Source organism: Sinorhizobium sp. RAC02 (assembly GCF_001713395.1).
Lineage (GTDB): Bacteria > Pseudomonadota > Alphaproteobacteria > Rhizobiales > Rhizobiaceae > Shinella.
Genome location: NZ_CP016452.1, coordinates 305,389 through 322,776, shown reverse-complemented (window position 1 = coordinate 322,776; position 17,388 = coordinate 305,389). Strand labels below are relative to the sequence as shown.

Here is a 17,388-nt window from a genome sequence, read left to right as displayed (position 1 = left end):
AGTGCAGTGCCAAACACATCACCTTATCGATGAACCGAAGAGAATTGAATGCAACCCGGACCTGCTCTCGACTTCGGCTTTTGTTTCGCTCAGCTTTGCAAGATGGAGAGTTTGTCGGCTCCTAAACATTGATTTACAGCGGCTATGGCGAAGGGGAACGCCTGGTCGAGCAGCCAGCCGTTGAACATGACGTTCATCGCCCGGCCCGGACTTCCTAAGCTGAAGGATCTTAAGGGCCCCGGAGCCCACTACAAAACGCCCCGCGTCCTGGATGAGCTGGCCATTCGACTCCAGAAGCCAACCACGTCCTCACGGAAAGCCGCATGACATGTGGCCAAGCGAGAAGGACCACATGAGCTTCCGTGATCAGATCAACTAGGACGCCGAAGCGAGTGGTTCTGCACCCGGATACCTGGCTCCCCTTCAACCTGAATCAACACGACAAAATTCGATCTACGTCCAAACGGCCGTTCGATCGAATTTCGCCCACTGCTGGCCCTACGCGTTATCTTGAAGAGATAACGATCACGAGCCTACGAAGGTATCGATTTCGCGCTGTGCGGCCTCCTGTTTTGTCCGTAAAACACGATTACAAAGGAGTATTTTCTGATATGTTTATATTTGTACAAACCATTTAGGAAACACGAAAGCCTTGGCAAAACCTGCAAACCTCGATCCATCTCCCCCGACACAACGGTTGGTCGGGTACGCGCGTGTTTCAGCGGACGATCCGTTCAACGATACGCAAGTCGACGAATTGCGGGCGGCTGGCTGCCACCGTATCCTGCAGGAGCACGAAACCGGCGCATCCAGCGCAAGACCGGTGCTGACTAAGCTTCTCAAAGACCTTACCCTCGGCGACACTCTCGTCGTCGTACGTCTCGACCGGCTGGCACGATCGGTCAGCCATTTGCTTGAAGTCATCGAAAATTTGGAAAAGCGCGGCGTTCATTTCCGCTCCTTGCACGATCCGATCGATACCTCGACGCCACAAGGCATGGTTTCCTTGCAGGTGCTCAGCGCAGTCGTCCAACTCGAGCGCGCCGTGATTGTCGAGCGAACCAAGTCCGGCATGAAGGCGGCCAAGGCGCGCGGCAAGCTTGCGGGCAATCCCGGACTTCGGGAAAGACGCCCGGAAGCGATCCGTGCCGTTTCCCTGGCGCGTGAGCGGGTCTATCTCGATGGCCTGATGGCGTCAGTAGAGACGTGGCTGCCGACAGTGCGTCAATTGCGGCCGCAGCATAGCTGGGACGATGTCGTTCTGATCCTCAACCGGCGGGGACACGACTGGACCGTCGAGCGCTTACGTCGAGCGATCCACCGAATGGTGCGGGAAAACCTTGTAGAACCGGAACTGCTCCTCCGATCGCCGCGACGGCCACCGGAGCATCGCCTGATGCAGGTCGTTGCCAGGATCGCCATTGCAGACCCGGATCTGTCGCTGCGCCGCATTGCGGCCCAACTGGATCAAATGCACGAGCGACCGCCACGGGGCGGCCGGAAGTGGCAGCCATCATCTGTCAGGGTATTGCTGGATGATGCGCGTCGCCTGGGCTTCATGCGTTCTTGAGAGTTTGGTGCATGCAGCGCCAATCAGGGCATGTCGCACATGCAACCCGAAACCGTAATCAAGAGAGCCTGACGCAGTAGGTCGAGTGCCACGATCAACCAGAAAACCATTGGCAATGGACTAGCTAAACTCGGCATTGATCTGCTGTGCAGTGCAACAATCCGAACGCCCACACACCTGGCATTGAACAACGGCAGACAAAACCTAAGCCCGGCGGCCACGGCAAGTTAGCTTCTTCAGGAAGCCATCGCCAAGCGTCGTCTACAATGACGATCTCAATCAGCATACCTCGTCTCATCAACGACTTTGCCACCGCCCCAACCGGAAACTCTGCTTAACCAACTCGCTCGGTCAAGCCCTCTGGTCGGCGTGCAGGCAGCGCTTTCGCGCGCCCAGCCCTAAAACCCCCTTCAAAGGAATTCTAAACCCACGTCTCCGATGATTTAGAAACCGATGTTCATGAGATTGTCGCCGGTCCTTCGTGGGTGAGTACCGTCGAAGAACCGAGCAAGGAAGGAACTGCGTTCGGATCGTCGGGCATAGAAAATGGCAATGCTCCAAGAGAAAACCGCCTTATAGCTTACTGAATGAAGCGGGACCGCAGACATCGCATGTTACGGCTGTGCGTCCCAATGAAGGGAGGCGGAATTGGGCGACCGGCGCGAGAGCATGCCGTGTTTCGAACTTCAGCGACTTCGCCCCGGGGGCAACCGAATTCTGCGAGGTGCTCACGTTGACGTAGGTTCAGAACCTCAGCGCAGAGGCTCCACACTTCCGGGCATTGGGTGGGGGCCTCACCGACTGCGGGCGCGCTATTTGAGAATGGTCCGGTCTGCTGCTCTCCACGGAGGGAGAGGATTGATCCAACCCAGGCTTTAAACCGTTATTGGCTTTTAACGGTGTTCACGGCTTCAGCCGCAGTTGGTAGGTAAGGGGTGCCAATCACTCCTCCAATCTTGTGGCAAGCATGCTCCCAACACCACCGATCAGCAAGGTGGGTTCACAACAACCCGCAACTCTGCTCGGGTTTTCGCATGTGTTTGCAGCGGAATATCAACTGAACTAGCTGATATTATTGATAAAAAAGCCTATTTGTACGGCTGACAAATCACCTTCTCTCCTTGAGAAGGTTTTTTACGGCGGTTCCTTGCCGCAGGCCATCATCGATAAGGGACCCGGCGTGATAGAAGCGGGACCTATATCTGTAGACGGGTAGGTTTCGCGTCTGCGTCAGTCTGCAAGACAACTGCCCAGCTGGCAGAGCATAGTAGGTTGCAAATATCTCTTACCCCACTTGTCGAGCGCCATCACTCTGCGATCGCAAAAGAGCCATCAACATCGGCCCGACTGAAAACTCCCCGCGTCGCGCTTTTTCGATCAAATCACGCAGATAGGCGCCGGCTGAGTTGATATGCTCGGCGCGCTCCAGAATGCACGCCACCAGAACCGCGGCATTCTCGTCCCCCACGGTCTCACAGGCCTGCTGGTAGACGGAGGACCCTATCCCGAGGGCCGAGCGGGCAATGACGACCGCTGTCATCAGATCACGCCACCCGGCAACTGTGCCGCCTTGTGCGTACAGGACGATTTCGGGGCAGGCACGCAAGACCATTGCCAGTGGGAAGGATGGAGCCTGAATCGGACGTCGTTTGATATTTGCGTCTACCGAGCCATCCCGCTCTTTTCGAGAGCCCGGTTCAGATTCAATGATAGATTCAGTATTTGAATTCTGTTTGTGCTGACGGATATCGTTGTCATTGGTGACGGATTTTGCCGGAATAATTTGATTTTCCAGCATGTTGATGACTTCGCTGCGGATGAGGAGCAGGTCATCAAGGCATTCTGCGAGTGTTTCTAGGGTTTTTGCCGATCGCAGGCCGCCTACCGCGGTGACATAGTAGCTCTCGACCATCTCCCAATTGCCCGGCGCAGCTTCCTCGATCGCTGCCGATATCAGCTTTCGGATGTCCCTGCGGGTGATTGTGATGCGTTCCTTGATGAGCTTCAGGCGCCTGTTCTCTTCGGCTACCTGCTGTGCCAGCTGTGCCAATTCGCCAGATCGGGCAAGGAGTGGAGCCAAGCTGAACCCGTAAGCGGTCTCGATCGACCCGTCTCTTGCTTTCCGTGCGTAGCGTTTGCCATTCGGGCTGTCGTTGCGGTGGATAAGACCGGCCTGCGTGAGGAGTGCGAGGTTTTCGCGCAGGGTCGTTCCCGCAATGCCGTTTGCACGCGCCGTGAGTTGGGCGTTGGATGGAAACACGATGAGATTGGCTTTATCCCGCAGATCGGTTTCGGGATAAAACGACAGCAGCGCATGGAGCACGGCAAGGGCGCGATCTTTGAGACCGAGCAGCGACCGCGCCTCACAGGTGTCGCGATAGACCTTCCACTTGTCGATGGACTTACCGTGCGTGATATCGGCCGTATTGAACTGGCTTTTCACCAGGGCAAGTGTCATCGACCGCCGCCCAAAGGGCGTCGTTACACTTCCACTTTGCATGTCTTTCACCTTTCAAAAGGCAAAAGAAATCCGCTCACCAAAATTGGCGTCAAAGACTCTTGACTAGGATTCGTGGAAATGCGATTCTCTGAGTGTCTAGTTCGGAGAGAGGCTTCCACGGGTAACCGTTTGGGGGCCTTTTTCTTTTGCGATCTACCTTTCTTCAGCTTTTGTTGACGTCAGAAACTCTGTGTGCAGGCGCTCAAGGTTGTCCGCGATGAAGCGGCCAAAGCGGCCGGCATCGTGGGACTTGAGCGCAATCGAATAACTTTTTCCGGCGCCCTGGAACTCCGCGCGCACGCTGGCGTCTGCGGCTTGCCACTCGCCACCGGCTTTTTGACGCTTTGGCAGACGGCCGGCCTTCTTAATTCCATTGGCCACGAATTCGAACCGAGCGTCGGATTGCAGCGGTGCGAAAGTCTTGCTTGCAACAAGCTCTTCGGCCAATGCAGCAGCCGACGGTTTTTCGATCTGCTGGGCGAGGTCGATCCAGCGGTCGCGACCAATGCCTTTTGCTGCTCCGATCGCCTCTACAATCGCCTTTGGAACCCGGGTGCTTACGGACAGCATGCGCGTCAGCATCGGCGCGTCCACGGATAGAGCTGCCTGTATGGTCGGCTTGTCGTGTCCGAGGGACAGAAGTTTGTGCGCGAAAATTGCGCGTTCGATAAAGGAAAGGTTCTCCCGGGCGGAGTTTTCCTGACCCTGGGCGATGACGTGATCGCCATCCGATACTTCTCGAACGATGGCGCGGACAGGCCTTCCGAGCGCTTTTGCTGCGCGGGCGCGACGATGACCAAAGACGATTTGGTACTGGCCATCGCTTGTTGGATGAGGGCGCACCAGAATAGGCGTATCCTGGCCGCGCTCCTTGATAGCTTCAAGAAGTTCGGCAAAGGCAGCGTCATCGTCGCCGAGGCGATCGGAGACGAACGAGTTTTCGACCAAAGCGGTGTCGAGTTCGACGATTGCGTCCGCAGACTGGCTCTGGTCGGCGAGGGCGGCTTTTTCGGCAAGCTCGTGCAAGGAACTGATCATCGAGCGCGAGGCGCCGCGCGTTGCATAGCCTGGGGTGGCGCGCCGCTCCGTGCTCGATTCTTGTGGGGCCGTGATGTTTGCAAAGACGTCCTTACGAGCCATCTCAGAGTTCCTTGAGCGTGTTCAACGCACGGGTATCGTTGTGAAAATTCAGGGTGTGTACGGCTGGCAAGCGACTACGCATTGCGCCGCCCCCACGCCTTGTTCAACAGTTCGCTGACCTCTGCGTTGACCGCGTCCATCGACTCGCGGGCGCGATCGTAAGTGGCTGCTGTAAACTGGGCTCTCTCGACTTCGTAGAGGCTCTGCTTCGTGAGGCCTGCGTCCGAAACCGCGGTCGATTTCACCATGTGATGCTTCATCATCTGCTGGGCAAACATTGATTGCATAAACCCGACCATCTGCTGCTGCGGGATGTCGGTGGGCTCGAAGCGGGTGATCAAGTAGCGGAACCAGTCGAGCGAAACATTCACCCCGACATCTTCGACGCTCTTCAGGATGTCACCGAGCATCAGAAGGAACTGTGACATCGACATGATGTCCAGCATCTGCGGGTGCACCGTGATGAGGACGGAGGTCGCAGCCGTCAGGGCCGTCAGTGTGAGATAACCAAGCTGGGGAGGGCAATCCACGACGACGACGTCGTACCGATCATCGATCTCGCTCAGGGCGTCGCCGATGCGTGTGTAAAACAGCTTGCCAGCGTTGGAATCCTTGCGCTGCATGGCGATCGGCGTGTCGTATTCATATTCCTGCAGCTCGAGATTCGCCGGCACCACGTCCAGATTGGGGAAGTTGGTGGGCTGTATGATGTCGACAACCGACTTGCGCTGATCGTCGTATCGAAGGGCTTCGTAGAAGGAGGCGTTCTGGTCGAGTTCCGGCTGTATGCCGTAAAGCGCCGTCAACGATGCCTGCGGGTCGAGATCGACCGCCAATACCCGGTAGCCGCGCAGAGCGAGATATTGGGCGAGATGGGCAGCGGTGGTCGTCTTCCCGGAGCCGCCTTTGAAGTTGACCACGGCGAGAACCTGAAGCTTTTCGGTGCCCTTGCGATGGGGCGAGCGGTCGAGCAACGTCCGCAACTCGTTCATCTGGTTTGCGGTATAGTACCTGCGGCCGGTCGACGTGGTGCTGGGCTCGACGCCCTTGCCCTGCAGATGCAGCTTCTTGAGGTAGCTTTGTGATACGCCTACGAATTCGGCGACCTCTGAAAGGGAGAACTGGCGAAGGGTCTTCTGCGCGTTCGGCGGAAATTTCTCCTGCCTCAACAGGTCGAGCTTCGAGGAGATATTGCTGCCTTGTTCGAGAATCGTATCCGCGAAACTCGTCACTTTTTCGGAAGTGGCCATTTTCACGTTCATTTAGGGATCTGCCTCTAATCACGATATTATCGCGGTTTCATACGAAATATCGTGACAGTTACCCGATTCCCCGATTCTGGCAAGGGAAATAGGGTTGCCAGGACCCTAACATCCTCAGACCATTATGACAGTCAGCGCTTTGTGTATGGGCGTTGATGGCCGGCGCGGCCTCGAAAACGCGCAGCCCCCATCTTGTGGGAAGATCAGTCCCGTAATCGTCACCCTGCCTTTCCGAGCCCGAAGGTCTCCGTGGCAAGGCTACGAATGTGCTCGGCAATCGGCATTGCCGATGTCGCCGCAGGTGATGGTGCGTTGCAGATGTGGATGGTGCGCGCGGAGCTGCGGATCAGGAAATCATGCACCAATGTGCCGTCGCGCAGCACCGCCTGGGCTCGGATGCCTGGTGGATGGGGCAAGAGATCCTCGATTTCGAGCGAGGGGCAGTAACGCTGGCAGGCTTTCAGGTAGTGGCGACGGAAGGCTGAATTCGCGGCCTCCGTGAGGCCGGAGGAGAGGTTCGCCCGCAATGTGCGCCAAAACCCGGGAAAGCGCACCATGGCGCCGAGATCGCCGAAATCGACGGCGAGTTTGCCGTAGCCTTCACGCGAAAGCGACAGCACAGCGTTCGGCCCGACGGTGACGTAGCCGCCGATCATGCGCGTGAGATGGATGCCGAGGAAGGGCAGGGCCGGATCCGGCACCGGATAGATGAGATGACGAACGACCTGGTCGTGGCGCGGCGCCAGGCGGAAATACTCGCCCTTGAAGGGCACGATGGCAAAGTCGCCGCCAAGTCCGCACAGGGTGGCGAGCCGGTCCGCCATGACGCCAGCGCAGACGACGAGATGGCGCGTTGTGCGGGTACTGCCGTCGGCAAGGGTGAGGCGCACGTCGTTTACCCGCTCCTCGATGTGTTTTACCTCGGCCCCGCGGGTCACCTGGCCGCCGAGATCGCTAACGAGCGCGGCCATGCGGCGCACGATGCCACCATAATCCGCAATACCCGTCGTAGGGCTGAGCAGCGCACCAAGCCCCTCGATATTGGGCTCGATCTCCCGCAGTTCCGCTGTGCTCACGCGCCGGACATCGAGGCCGTTTGCCGTCGCCCGCGTTTCGAGGGCGGTAAGGCGCTCCATCTCGATCGAGGACGTGGCGACGAGCAATTTTCCCGGCTGCTCGTGGGCGATGCCGTGCTCGGCGGAAAAGCGCAACGTGGCGGCAAGCCCCCGGCGGCAGAATTCCGCCTTCAGGCTGCCCGGCGCATAATAGATGCCGGCATGGATGACGCCGCTGTTGCGGCCGGTCTGGTGCAGCGCAAGGTCTGCTTCCTTTTCGAGCACTTCCAGCGAAAGTCCGGGAAAGTGGCGCAGCAGTTCATAGGCTGTGGCAATGCCAACGATGCCGCCGCCGATGATGGTGATGTCGGTCACATATGTCTCCTGTGTCGGGCGGCGGTGCCGCCGCCCGGATGTCCATCTTTCAGGCGATCGGCCGGATCTTCTGCTCGCCGTGACGGCGCTCCCATTCTGCCCACTCGTCGTGCGGATTGGAATCGCGCAGAATCGAGGGTTCGGTCAAGGTGAAGTCCGCGATGGCGTCCTTGCGCAGGCATACGACGCCCTTGTGCTTCAGGGCATAGTCGAGGAAACGGTCGAGCGAGCGGACACGGAAGGGCCGGCCCTGCACCCGGTCGTGGGTGGAGATCGACATCATGCGCCGGCGGGTCGCGGCCTCCTCGTAGAGCACGTCGAATTCATCTTTTAGTTGTCGCTCATATTCCGTGTTGGTGAATTTGTAGCCCTCGAACTGCACGATGTCGTTGAGGGTGAGGGAGTAGGGCACGACGGCAAAATCCCTGCCGCGCACCGGGATGAGGAAAGGTTCATCGCGGCTGACATCGTCGATGTGGTAGCGAAAACCTTCATCCTGCAGGATTTTCAGCGTGTTGACGGTGCCGCGCATGGCCGCGCCATTGTAGCCGACGGGAGCGACGCCGGTGGCGCGCTTGATCGAAACCACATTGTCACGGATGAATTTTCGCTCGTCCGGTTCCTGCAGATCGACCTGAAGGATCCAGTCGCGCCCGTGCGCGGCGGCTTCATGGCCGCGTTCGACGATCTCGCGGGCGACGGCCGGACTGCGGTCCACGGCGGAACCGACCATATGGGACGTCACCTTGATGCCGTGTTTGTCCCAGAGGTCCAGCATGCGCTGGATGCCCTCGACATAGCCGTAGCGGTACCAGCTCTTCGTCGGGAAGTCGGGGTAGGAAGGGTCCATGTCGATGAAACCCGAGAAAGGGCCACCGGGCCCATAGGGCGCCTCGCCGCCGGCCTCGAACTGCATGGAAATGGAAATCACCAGCCGGATGTCGTCCGGCCAAAAGGGGTTGCTCATCTTGGTCTCCATTAGGGAAGGAGGCGGACGCGGCTAGCCGAAACGCCCGCCGGAAAGCTTCAGTTGACGCCCCAGATCTTTTTGTAGGCGTCGCGGTAGCCGTTGTTCGGGTCGAAGGCGAAGCGTTCGCCGCCGTCTTCCTTGACGTTTTGCGGCAGGAAGAGGTGCACCGGCACGACGTAGCCGGAATCCTTTTCCCCGGCGAAGGCGCGGTTCAACTCATCGACGGCCTGCCAGCCGTGCAGTGACAGCGGTTCGGCCACGGTGCCGGTCTGGTAGTAGTTCTGCTGGATGCGCTGGAAGGCGGCCTCCGAGCCGTCGCCAGCCGAGACATTGCGCGGAAAACCATCCGTCGCCTTGCCGGCGGACTGGAGTGCCGAGGCCATGAAGTCGATTGGCAGGTCGTTGATCGTCAACGAATAGGTCCATTCGTCGCCAAAACGCTGAAGCAGAGCATTGGTGAGCGGCGGCATGCGCGTCGAGGCCTCGGCGAGCGGCGTGTCCTCGATCGTCAACAGCTTGCACGTCGTGCAGGCGCGGATCACGGCGGCCATGGCGTCGGACTTGGCGATGGCGATGTCGTAGACGCTGTCGGTGAAGATCACGACATTGGCCTTGCCGTCGCTGTCGGCAACGACGAAGGAGGCCGCCGCCCTGGAAATCTCCAGCGGGTCGGTGGTGATGTTGGTGACGATCGCATGTTTGTCGGAGGGGCCGGTGGTTGCCGTGGCGTGCCAGCCGACAAGCTTGATACCGGCACCGGCCGCCTGCTTGATCGCCTCCGCCTGCTCGTTGGCATCGACGGAGCCGAGCACGATACCGTCAGGCGATAGCGCGATGGCCTGTTGCAGGGCGGCGGAGCGGCCGGAAACCGTACCCTGTCCGTCGATCACCCGAACGGTCCAGCCGATGGCGGCCGCGGCTTCCTCGATGCCCTTGGAGACGCCGAGCACGCCACCGTTGCGCATATCGGCCGCCACATAGACGATCGACTTGCCCTTCTGCGCGACCGGTCCCGTCGTCGGACCCGTCCAGGCGGGGTTGGGCTTGGTAATTTCGGCGATATAGGCCTTGGCGTCGGCCACGGCATCGGCGCGGGCTGTCGTGGCGCTAAGGGCCACCAGCAGCGTCAGTGCTGTCGTTTGAAGCAGTCTCTTCATGTCTTCTCTCCTCCTTGAAGACAGTTTCAGGATTTTACGGTGGGGCGGCGGGCGTGGCGCACGGAACCGCGCCGGCGCTGGGCGTAGCCGGCGATGCCGATCGCCACGAGCAGCGTCGCGCCGTTGAACAGCGGCTCGACATAGAAAGCGCCGCCCATTTGCTGGATGCCCGATATGCCGACGGCCAGAATGATGACGCCGATGATCGTGCCCCAGACATTGACGCGGCCCGGCTTGATGGTGGTCGAGCCCAAAAATGCGCCGACAAGGGCCGGCAGCAAGAACTCGAGGCCGACGCTCGCCTGGCCGATGCGCAGCTTTGCGGCAAGCACGACGCCGGCTAAGGCACCGATGAGGCCGGAGGCGACGAAGGCGCCGATGACGAAACGGCGGGTGCGAATGCCGTTCAGCTCCGCCGCGCGGGAATTGGCGCCGATGGCATAGAGATAGCGACCGATCGGCAGGTAGTCGGAAACGAGCCACAGCGCCACCGCGATGGCCAGTACGTAGAAGGCAGCGATCGGCAGGCCGAAAAGCTGGGTCGTGTAGAGCGCGGTGAAGGCAGGCGGCAGCAGGCCAATGACCTGGCGCCCTTCGGTATGCCAAAGGGCTGCGGCATAGATGAGCGTGCCGGTGCCGAGCGTGGCGATGAAGCTGTCGATCTGCGCCACTTCGACGAGCAGCCCGTTGATGAGGCCGAGCAGGCAGCCGCCGGCAAGCACGATCAGCACGGCAACCGACCAGTGCAGGCCATAGACTGTCTGCAGGCTGATGGCGAGCACATGCCAGATGACGATGCCGTAGCCGACGGTGAGATCGATGCGGCCGGTCATCATGGGGATCATCGCGGCGAGCGAGAGCAGGGCAATCACCGCCTTTTCGCCGAGCACGGCCCGCAAGTTCAGCAGGGTCGGAAAGGTATCCGGCAGGATCAGCGAAAAGAACAGGATGAGGGCGAGCGTCAGGAGCGGCAGTCCGTAGACCGGCAGAAGCCGCAGGAGACGGGCGGTACCGGCAAGGCCGGCAAGCTCCGAGCGTGTCGGTTCGAGCGCGTTTGAACGTAGGGATTCCATCAGGCCTCCTCCTGCCTTGACAGCGGTTCCAGGGATGCGGTGTTGAGCAGGCTCTCGACCGAGAGGTCGCTGCCCGAAAGTTCGGCGGTGACCCGCCCATCGCGGAAGACCAGCGCCCGGTGGCTGATGCCGGCTACTTCCTCGAAATCCGTCGAGATCAGCAGCACGGCGAGGCCCTTGGCGAGCGCCTGGGCCAGCAGCGCATAGATATCGGCCTTTGAGCCGACATCGACGCCGGCGGTCGGGTCTTCGAGGATCAGCACGTCCGCGCCGATCTGCATCCAGCGTGCCATGACGACCTTCTGCTGGTTGCCGCCCGACAGCGTCTCGATTGCGGCTGCGGGATCGTTGGGCCGGATGTCAAAGGTCTGGCCGATCGCGGCGGTCGCCTTCGCTTCCGTATCCGGATAGGCAAAATCGGAGAGCCGCCGCCCGGTGAGCGCCGGATTGAGAAAGAGGTTTTCCTGCACCGAAAGACCGCGGGCAACGGATTCTGCATTGCGGTCGCCCGCCACCATGGCGATGCCGGCACGGATGGCATCCTGCGGGTGCCGGCTTGCGAGCACATGGCCGTCGCCAAGGACGGCGCGGCCCGAATAGATAGGACAACGGCCGAACAGCGCCTGGCCGACGGCATCCTGGCCGGCACCGCGCAGGCCGACAAGACCAAGCACTTCGCCGCGCCTGAGCGTAAGGGAGACCGGACCGACATCGGCGGCGACAAGGTTTTCCAATGTCAGGGCCACCGGCGCGTCGGCCGGCACCGGCGGGCGGACGAACACGTCCTTCATTCTGCCGCCGATGATCAATTCGATCAGGCGGGTGCCGTCGAGCCGACCGATCGGTTCGTTGGCGACGCGAAAGCCATCACGCAGCACGACGACGCGGTCTGCGATCGCAAACACCTCGTCCAGCCGGTGCGAGACATAGATGATGGCCACGCCGCTGCCACGCAGCCGCATCAGCACCCCATGCAGCATCTCCACATCGGATTGGGGGAGGCTCGCCGTCGGCTCGTCGAGCACCAGCAATTGCGCGTCCCGTGCCAGCGCCCGGGCAATCGCAACGAGGGATTTTTCCGTGCGCGTCAGATCCTGCACGCGGGCGTCCGGATCGATCGCGTCGGATACCAGAGCCAAGGCGTCGGCGGCGCGGCACCGAGCAGCGCGCCAGTCGATGAAGCCCAGCCGGCGCGGATAACGGCCGTGCATCAGACACATGTTCTCCGCCACGGTCATCCATTCGATGAGGCCGAGATCCTGGTGTATGAAGGCGATGCCGGGATGGCCGTCGCGCGGATCGAAGCGCGTGCCGCGGAAGAGGAACTCGCCCGCATCGGCACCGTAGACGCCGGCAAGCATCTTGATCAGCGTCGACTTGCCAGCACCGTTCTCGCCGAGCAAAGCCAGGATCTCGCCGGTCCGCACGGCAAACCCGACATTGCTGACCGCCTGCGTGCCGCCAAAGCGCTTGCTCAGCCCTTCAAGCGACAACACAGCATCCTCCGCCGCCCATGCGTCGATCAGTGTCATCGTGGTGATCCTTCCCAGGACATCGTTGCGGCGTTTGTCCGCTTTTCGACGTTGTGATGATAAAGTGCCAAAATCGGACTTGTCCTGCATTCGATAATCGGCCATTTTTCTCCTGAAATCGGCCAATCGGATGTGGAGGCGCAGGATGGCGGACAAGACCGGTGCAGAACGGTATTTCGACGTGACCGCCGAGATGGTCAGCCATGCGCGCCTCTTCGGCACGGGTCGCTTCGATTTTGCCAGCGAAGGCGAGGGCGGCGGCCAACTCGTGCGCTGCACGGCCGGCGAGCTGGAGCTGTTCGGCCATGCCGGCGAATGGGTCATTCCGGCCGATCACATGGTCTATATTCCACCCGCCCGCCCGTTCCGCCTGCGGGCGCGGATTCCGTCGGCTGGGATCGTCGCGAAATTCTGCGCAGGAGAAGTGGCCTGGCAACACAATGGCTGCTGGGTCGGCGCGGTGAGCGATTTCGCCGGAAGCATGACCGACTACGCCTCGCGCTGGAGCGCCGAGGCGGCGGAGCGGGACAGGAAGGCGCGCTGCTTCTTCGTGACGTTGGGCGAGATGCTGCCGGAATGGTTCCGGCACGACCGCATCCTGTGGACGCCCTATGCCGAAAACTCCTCGATCCAGAAGGTGATCGACTTCGCCAGCCGGCGCGGGCCGGGGGTCACCCTGCCGGAGGTCGCCGACTATGCCGGCATGTCGGAACGCACCCTGCGGCGCCATCTGCAGGCAGAGCTCGGCCAGAGCTGGCGGGAGTTCATCCGCGAGATGCGCATGAACCGCGCAATGGAACTCCTGCGCAAGGAGGGACGCTCGATCACCGAGACCGCCTTCGAAGTCGGCTTCTCCTCCAGTTCCGCCTTTTCAAGCGCCTTTTTCGGCTATGTCGGCAAGACGCCTTCCGTCTATGCGAAGGCTTACAGCCGCCACCAGCGCACCAGGCCCGCCTGACGGCAGGGCAAGGGCCTAAAGCCGCCCGTTGCCGACAGGCATGATCGGTGGCAGAACATTTGCGTGGAACAAGCGAGGCCGCGTGCATTGCCGCCGGCCCGCAACGGGAGGGAAGCATGACCGACGCAAAGATGATGTCGCAGATGACCGGCGGGGAGGGTTTCATCGCCGCCCTCGATCAGAGCGGAGGCTCCACCCCGGGAGCCCTGCGGCTCTACGGCATCGCCGATTCCGATTATAGTGGCGACGAGGCGATGTTTCGTCTGATGCACGAGATGCGCGTGCGCATCATGACGGCATCTGCCTTTTCCGGCGACAAGGTGATCGGCGCCATCCTGTTCGAGAAAACCATGGACGGCGAGGCGAAGGGCAAGCCGGTTCCCAATTATCTATGGGAAGACCGGGGCGTCGTACCCTTCCTCAAGATCGACAAGGGCCTGGCCACCGAGGAGAATGGCGTACAGGTGATGAAGCCTATGCCCGATCTCGATGTCCTGCTGGCGCGCGCGGCGAAAAAGGGCATTTTCGGCACCAAGATGCGCTCGGTGATCGGCCATGCTGACAAGACCGGCATCGCCGCGGTGGTGAAACAGCAGTTCGAGGTGGGCCGGCAGATCCTCGGCCACGGTCTTATTCCGATCATCGAGCCGGAAGTCTCGATCAAGAGCCCGACCAAGGCGGAAGCGGAAGCCATTTTGCGCGACGAAATTGTGCGCGAACTCGACGCCCTTCCGGCGGGCCAGAAGGTGATGCTCAAGCTCACCATCCCGACGGTTGCGGATTTCTACAAGCCGCTCATCGCGCATAAGGCGGTCATCCGCGTCGTGGCCCTGTCGGGCGGCTACAGCCGCGCTGACGCCTGCGAAAAACTCAGCCACAACCACGGCATGATCGCCAGTTTCTCGCGCGCCCTGACGGAGGATCTGCGCGTGACGATGAGTGGTGGCGACTTCGACGCCAGCCTCGCCAATACGATCGACCAAATCTACACGGCGAGCGTTGTGAAGGCCTGATGGCTTCGATTTGAAGCCCGACGCTGTTCTCTGGAACAGCGTCGGGCGTATATCGTTTCGAACGCCTGAATCGGCGTTAAGGACCGATTACCAGGACGGGATCAGGGCGCCCTTGAACTCTTCGTTGATAAAGGCCTTGATGCTGTCGTCATGGTAGGCTTCGACAAGCGTCTTGGCCCATGGGGCATCCTTGTCGGCGCTGCGCACAACGATCACGTTGGCATAAGGCGATTCCTGGCCTTCGATCGCGATGGCGTCGGTCTTCGGATGCAGGCCGGCTTCCAGCGCGTAGTTCGTGTTGATGACGGCCGCATCGACGTCGTTGAGCGAGCGGGGAAGCTGTGCGGCATCCAGTTCGGCGAACTGGATGTTCTTCGGGTTCTCGGTGATGTCAGCGGGGCCGGCCTTCAGGCCGACATCCGGGTTGACCTTGATCAGGCCTTCCTTGGCGAGGACGAGAAGCGCGCGGCCGCCATTGGTCGGGTCGTTCGGAATGGCGACGGTCGCGCCGTCGGCCAGCTCGCCGAGGGTTTTCACCTTCTTGGAATAGACGCCCATCGGCGTGGTGATGGTCTTGCCGACGCTGACGAGATCAAAGCCGCGATCGGCGATCTGGTTGTCGAGATAGGGCTGGTGCTGGAAGGAGTTGGCGTTGAGGTCGCCATCGGCGAGCGCCTGATTCGGCACGACGTAGTCGGAGAATTCCAGGATTTCGATGTTGAGGCCCTTCTTGGCCGCGACTTCCTTGACCTTTTCCATGATCTGCGCGTGCTCGCCGGGCGTTACGCCGACCTTGATGTCTTCGGCGAGCGCCGGGATGCTGATGAGGGCCGCAACGGCCACGGTGGCGAGGAACTTGAACATGTGTATCTCCTTGATGATGACACGGCTTGGGAGGATGGAAAGTCAGGTCTTGCGGTTGCGCTTGTCGAAGCGCCGGGCGAGCGCGTCGCCCGCGCTCTGGACGAGCTGAACCAGGACGATCAGCACGATCACCACGGCCAGCATCACTTCCGGCATGAAGCGCTGGTAGCCGTAGCGAATGCCGAGATCGCCGAGACCGCCGCCGCCGACCGCACCGACCATTGCCGAATAGCCGATGAGGCTGACGATGGTCATGGTGAAGGCAAGCAGGATCGACGGCCGGGCTTCGGCCAGCAGCACCTTGAAGACGATCTGCATCGGCGTTGCGCCCATGGCGCGCGCCGCCTCGATCAGCCCCTTGTCGACCTCGCGAATGGCGGCCTCGACGAGGCGCGCAAAGAACGGAACGGTGGCGATCGTCAGGGGCACGATGGCCGCTGTGGTACCGATCGAGGTGCCCGTCAGCAGGCGCGTGAACGGGATGATCGCCACGACCAGGATGATGAAGGGCGTGGAACGGGCCGCGTTGACGACGAGCCCGATCGCCTGGTTGAGCGCTGGCGCCGGAAAAAGTTCGTTCCTGCCGCTGGTGGCCAGGAAGATGCCGATCGGCAGACCGATCAACGAGCCGACCAGCCCGGAGACGGCCACCATATGCAGCGTCTGCAGCAGGGATTTCCAGAGAAGGTCGAACAGCATCTCAGGCGACATAGCCGAGCACCTCCGTGGAAAGGCCGGTTGCGGCATAGAAGCGATCGGCGCGCGTAAGCACCTCGGGAGTCGCCGGATAGGCAACGACCAATGTGCCGAAAGGCTCGCCGGCGATCTCCTCGATCGCACCGGCGAGAATGTTGACGTTGCCGCCGATTTCGGTGACGAGCTGCGCCGTCAGCGGCTGGAAGGCCGTCGCCCCGAAGAAGGTGAGCCGAACGAGAATGCGATCACCCGGTGCGGGCGCGGCCTTCAGGCCGGTGCGCAGCCATTCCGGAAGATTGGTGCCCACCGTGGACGACAGCAGGATCCGCGTCGTTTCGTGTTTGGGCGCCGTGAAAATCTCAAACGTCGGTCCCTGTTCGACGATGCGGCCCTTGTCGATGACGGCGACATGCGAGGCGATCGTCTTGACCACCTCCATCTCGTGCGTGATGAGCAGCACCGTCAGGCCGAGCTCGGCGTTGATCTGCTTCAGAAGCGCCAGGATCGACTGCGTGGTCTCCGGGTCGAGTGCGGACGTCGCCTCGTCGGACAACAGCAGCTTCGGCGATGTGGCGAGCGCCCGGGCGATGCCGACACGCTGTTTCTGCCCGCCGGAAAGTTCGGACGGATAACTCGCCGCCTTGTCGCCAAGGCCGACGAGATCGAGAAGCGGGGCGACCTTCGCCTTGATCGCAGCGGCATCGAACCCGGCGATCTCGAGCGGCAGCGCGATATTGTCGAAGGCGGTGCGCGAGGACAACAGATTGAAATGCTGGAAGATCATGCCCACTTCGCGTCGCAGGCCGCGCAAGCCCGTCTCGCTGAGCTGCCCGACTTCCGTACCATCGACCACCACGCGCCCGCCGCTCGCCTTTTCAAGGCCGTTGACAAGCCGGATGAGCGTGGACTTTCCGGCACCGGACCGGCCGATGATGCCGGTGATCGCCCCGCGGCCAACCGTCATGTCAACGCCGTCAAGCGCAACGAAGGCATTGGCGTCGTCGCCGTAGCGTTTGGTCACGCTCTCGAACGTGACCATGGGCGTGGACTGCGCCTGCTCCCGCAGGGTGGCGGCGTCCACGGCGGTTGGAAGTGTCATTGTCTACTCACACTCTACGTCCGGTCATGGCGGCGAGATAGCACTGCGGCGCGGCTCTGCGAAGATGCAGTGCGCGATTTTAAAGCGACCCACTGTCACAGCCTATCGGCCTGCGCTCGGACAT

14 protein-coding genes are annotated in these 17,388 nt (G+C 61.1%); 3 read left to right on the top strand and 11 right to left on the bottom strand.

The genetic code is table 11. The features are described 5' to 3' along the window. Positions 1-652 precede the first annotated feature (652 nt). Complete coding sequence (locus BSY16_RS22700; protein ID WP_069062124.1) at positions 653-1,570, top strand: recombinase family protein; 918 nt, start codon at positions 653-655, stop codon at positions 1,568-1,570. 1,285 nt (positions 1,571-2,855) lie between these two features. Here the strand turns inward: BSY16_RS22700 and repC are convergent. The 8 genes from repC to BSY16_RS22660 form a co-directional block, all read right to left on the bottom strand. Then, positions 2,856-4,070, bottom strand: coding sequence for a plasmid replication protein RepC (gene repC, locus BSY16_RS22695; protein ID WP_069062123.1), 1,215 nt, complete (start codon positions 4,068-4,070; stop codon positions 2,856-2,858). 153 nt (positions 4,071-4,223) lie between these two features. After that, complete coding sequence (gene repB / locus BSY16_RS22690; protein ID WP_069062122.1) at positions 4,224-5,210, bottom strand: plasmid partitioning protein RepB; 987 nt, start codon at positions 5,208-5,210, stop codon at positions 4,224-4,226. 74 nt (positions 5,211-5,284) lie between these two features. Further along, on the bottom strand, positions 5,285-6,472 hold the full coding sequence (gene repA / locus BSY16_RS22685) for a plasmid partitioning protein RepA (RefSeq protein ID WP_069062121.1): 1,188 nt from the start codon (positions 6,470-6,472) through the stop codon (positions 5,285-5,287). A 218-nt stretch (positions 6,473-6,690) separates the two neighbouring features. Continuing rightward, a complete protein-coding gene (gene lhgD, locus BSY16_RS22680) occupies positions 6,691-7,902 on the bottom strand; it encodes an L-2-hydroxyglutarate dehydrogenase (protein ID WP_069062120.1) in 1,212 nt (403 codons plus the stop codon). A gap of 49 nt (positions 7,903-7,951) precedes the next feature. Next, positions 7,952-8,869: a polysaccharide deacetylase family protein gene (locus BSY16_RS22675; RefSeq protein ID WP_069062119.1), complete on the bottom strand. Its 918-nt coding sequence runs from the start codon at positions 8,867-8,869 to the stop codon at positions 7,952-7,954. A gap of 59 nt (positions 8,870-8,928) precedes the next feature. Continuing rightward, positions 8,929-10,029 carry a substrate-binding domain-containing protein gene (locus BSY16_RS22670; RefSeq protein ID WP_069062118.1) on the bottom strand — a complete coding sequence of 367 codons (1,101 nt, stop codon included), beginning with the start codon at positions 10,027-10,029 and terminating at the stop codon, positions 8,929-8,931. A 26-nt stretch (positions 10,030-10,055) separates the two neighbouring features. Next, on the bottom strand, positions 10,056-11,102 hold the full coding sequence (locus BSY16_RS22665) for an ABC transporter permease (protein ID WP_069062117.1): 1,047 nt from the start codon (positions 11,100-11,102) through the stop codon (positions 10,056-10,058). Continuing rightward, a complete protein-coding gene (locus BSY16_RS22660) occupies positions 11,102-12,634 on the bottom strand; it encodes a sugar ABC transporter ATP-binding protein (RefSeq protein ID WP_069062116.1) in 1,533 nt (510 codons plus the stop codon). Before BSY16_RS22660 ends, BSY16_RS22665 begins: the two co-directional genes overlap by 1 nt. A 145-nt stretch (positions 12,635-12,779) precedes the next feature. On the opposite strand from BSY16_RS22660, the gene BSY16_RS22655 reads away from it, so the two are divergent. Continuing rightward, the gene (locus BSY16_RS22655) at positions 12,780-13,592 is read left to right on the top strand and encodes a helix-turn-helix transcriptional regulator (RefSeq protein WP_069062115.1); all 813 of its coding nucleotides are present in this window, start codon (positions 12,780-12,782) and stop codon (positions 13,590-13,592) included. Between the two features lie 116 nt (positions 13,593-13,708). Beyond that, positions 13,709-14,605, top strand: coding sequence for a fructose bisphosphate aldolase (locus BSY16_RS22650; RefSeq protein ID WP_069062114.1), 897 nt, complete (start codon positions 13,709-13,711; stop codon positions 14,603-14,605). 87 nt (positions 14,606-14,692) lie between these two features. Here the strand turns inward: BSY16_RS22650 and BSY16_RS22645 are convergent, their stop codons facing one another. The 3 genes from BSY16_RS22645 to BSY16_RS22635 are packed head-to-tail and all read right to left on the bottom strand — an operon-like array spanning position 14,693 to position 17,264. After that, on the bottom strand, positions 14,693-15,469 hold the full coding sequence (locus tag BSY16_RS22645; RefSeq protein ID WP_069062113.1) for a MetQ/NlpA family ABC transporter substrate-binding protein: 777 nt from the start codon (positions 15,467-15,469) through the stop codon (positions 14,693-14,695). A 42-nt stretch (positions 15,470-15,511) separates the two neighbouring features. Next, a complete protein-coding gene (locus BSY16_RS22640) occupies positions 15,512-16,180 on the bottom strand; it encodes a methionine ABC transporter permease (protein ID WP_069062112.1) in 669 nt (222 codons plus the stop codon). After that, complete coding sequence (locus BSY16_RS22635) at positions 16,170-17,264, bottom strand: methionine ABC transporter ATP-binding protein (protein WP_502696025.1); 1,095 nt, start codon at positions 17,262-17,264, stop codon at positions 16,170-16,172. The genes BSY16_RS22640 and BSY16_RS22635 overlap by 11 nt, the downstream gene beginning before the upstream one ends. Between the last annotated feature and the right edge of the window lie 124 nt (positions 17,265-17,388).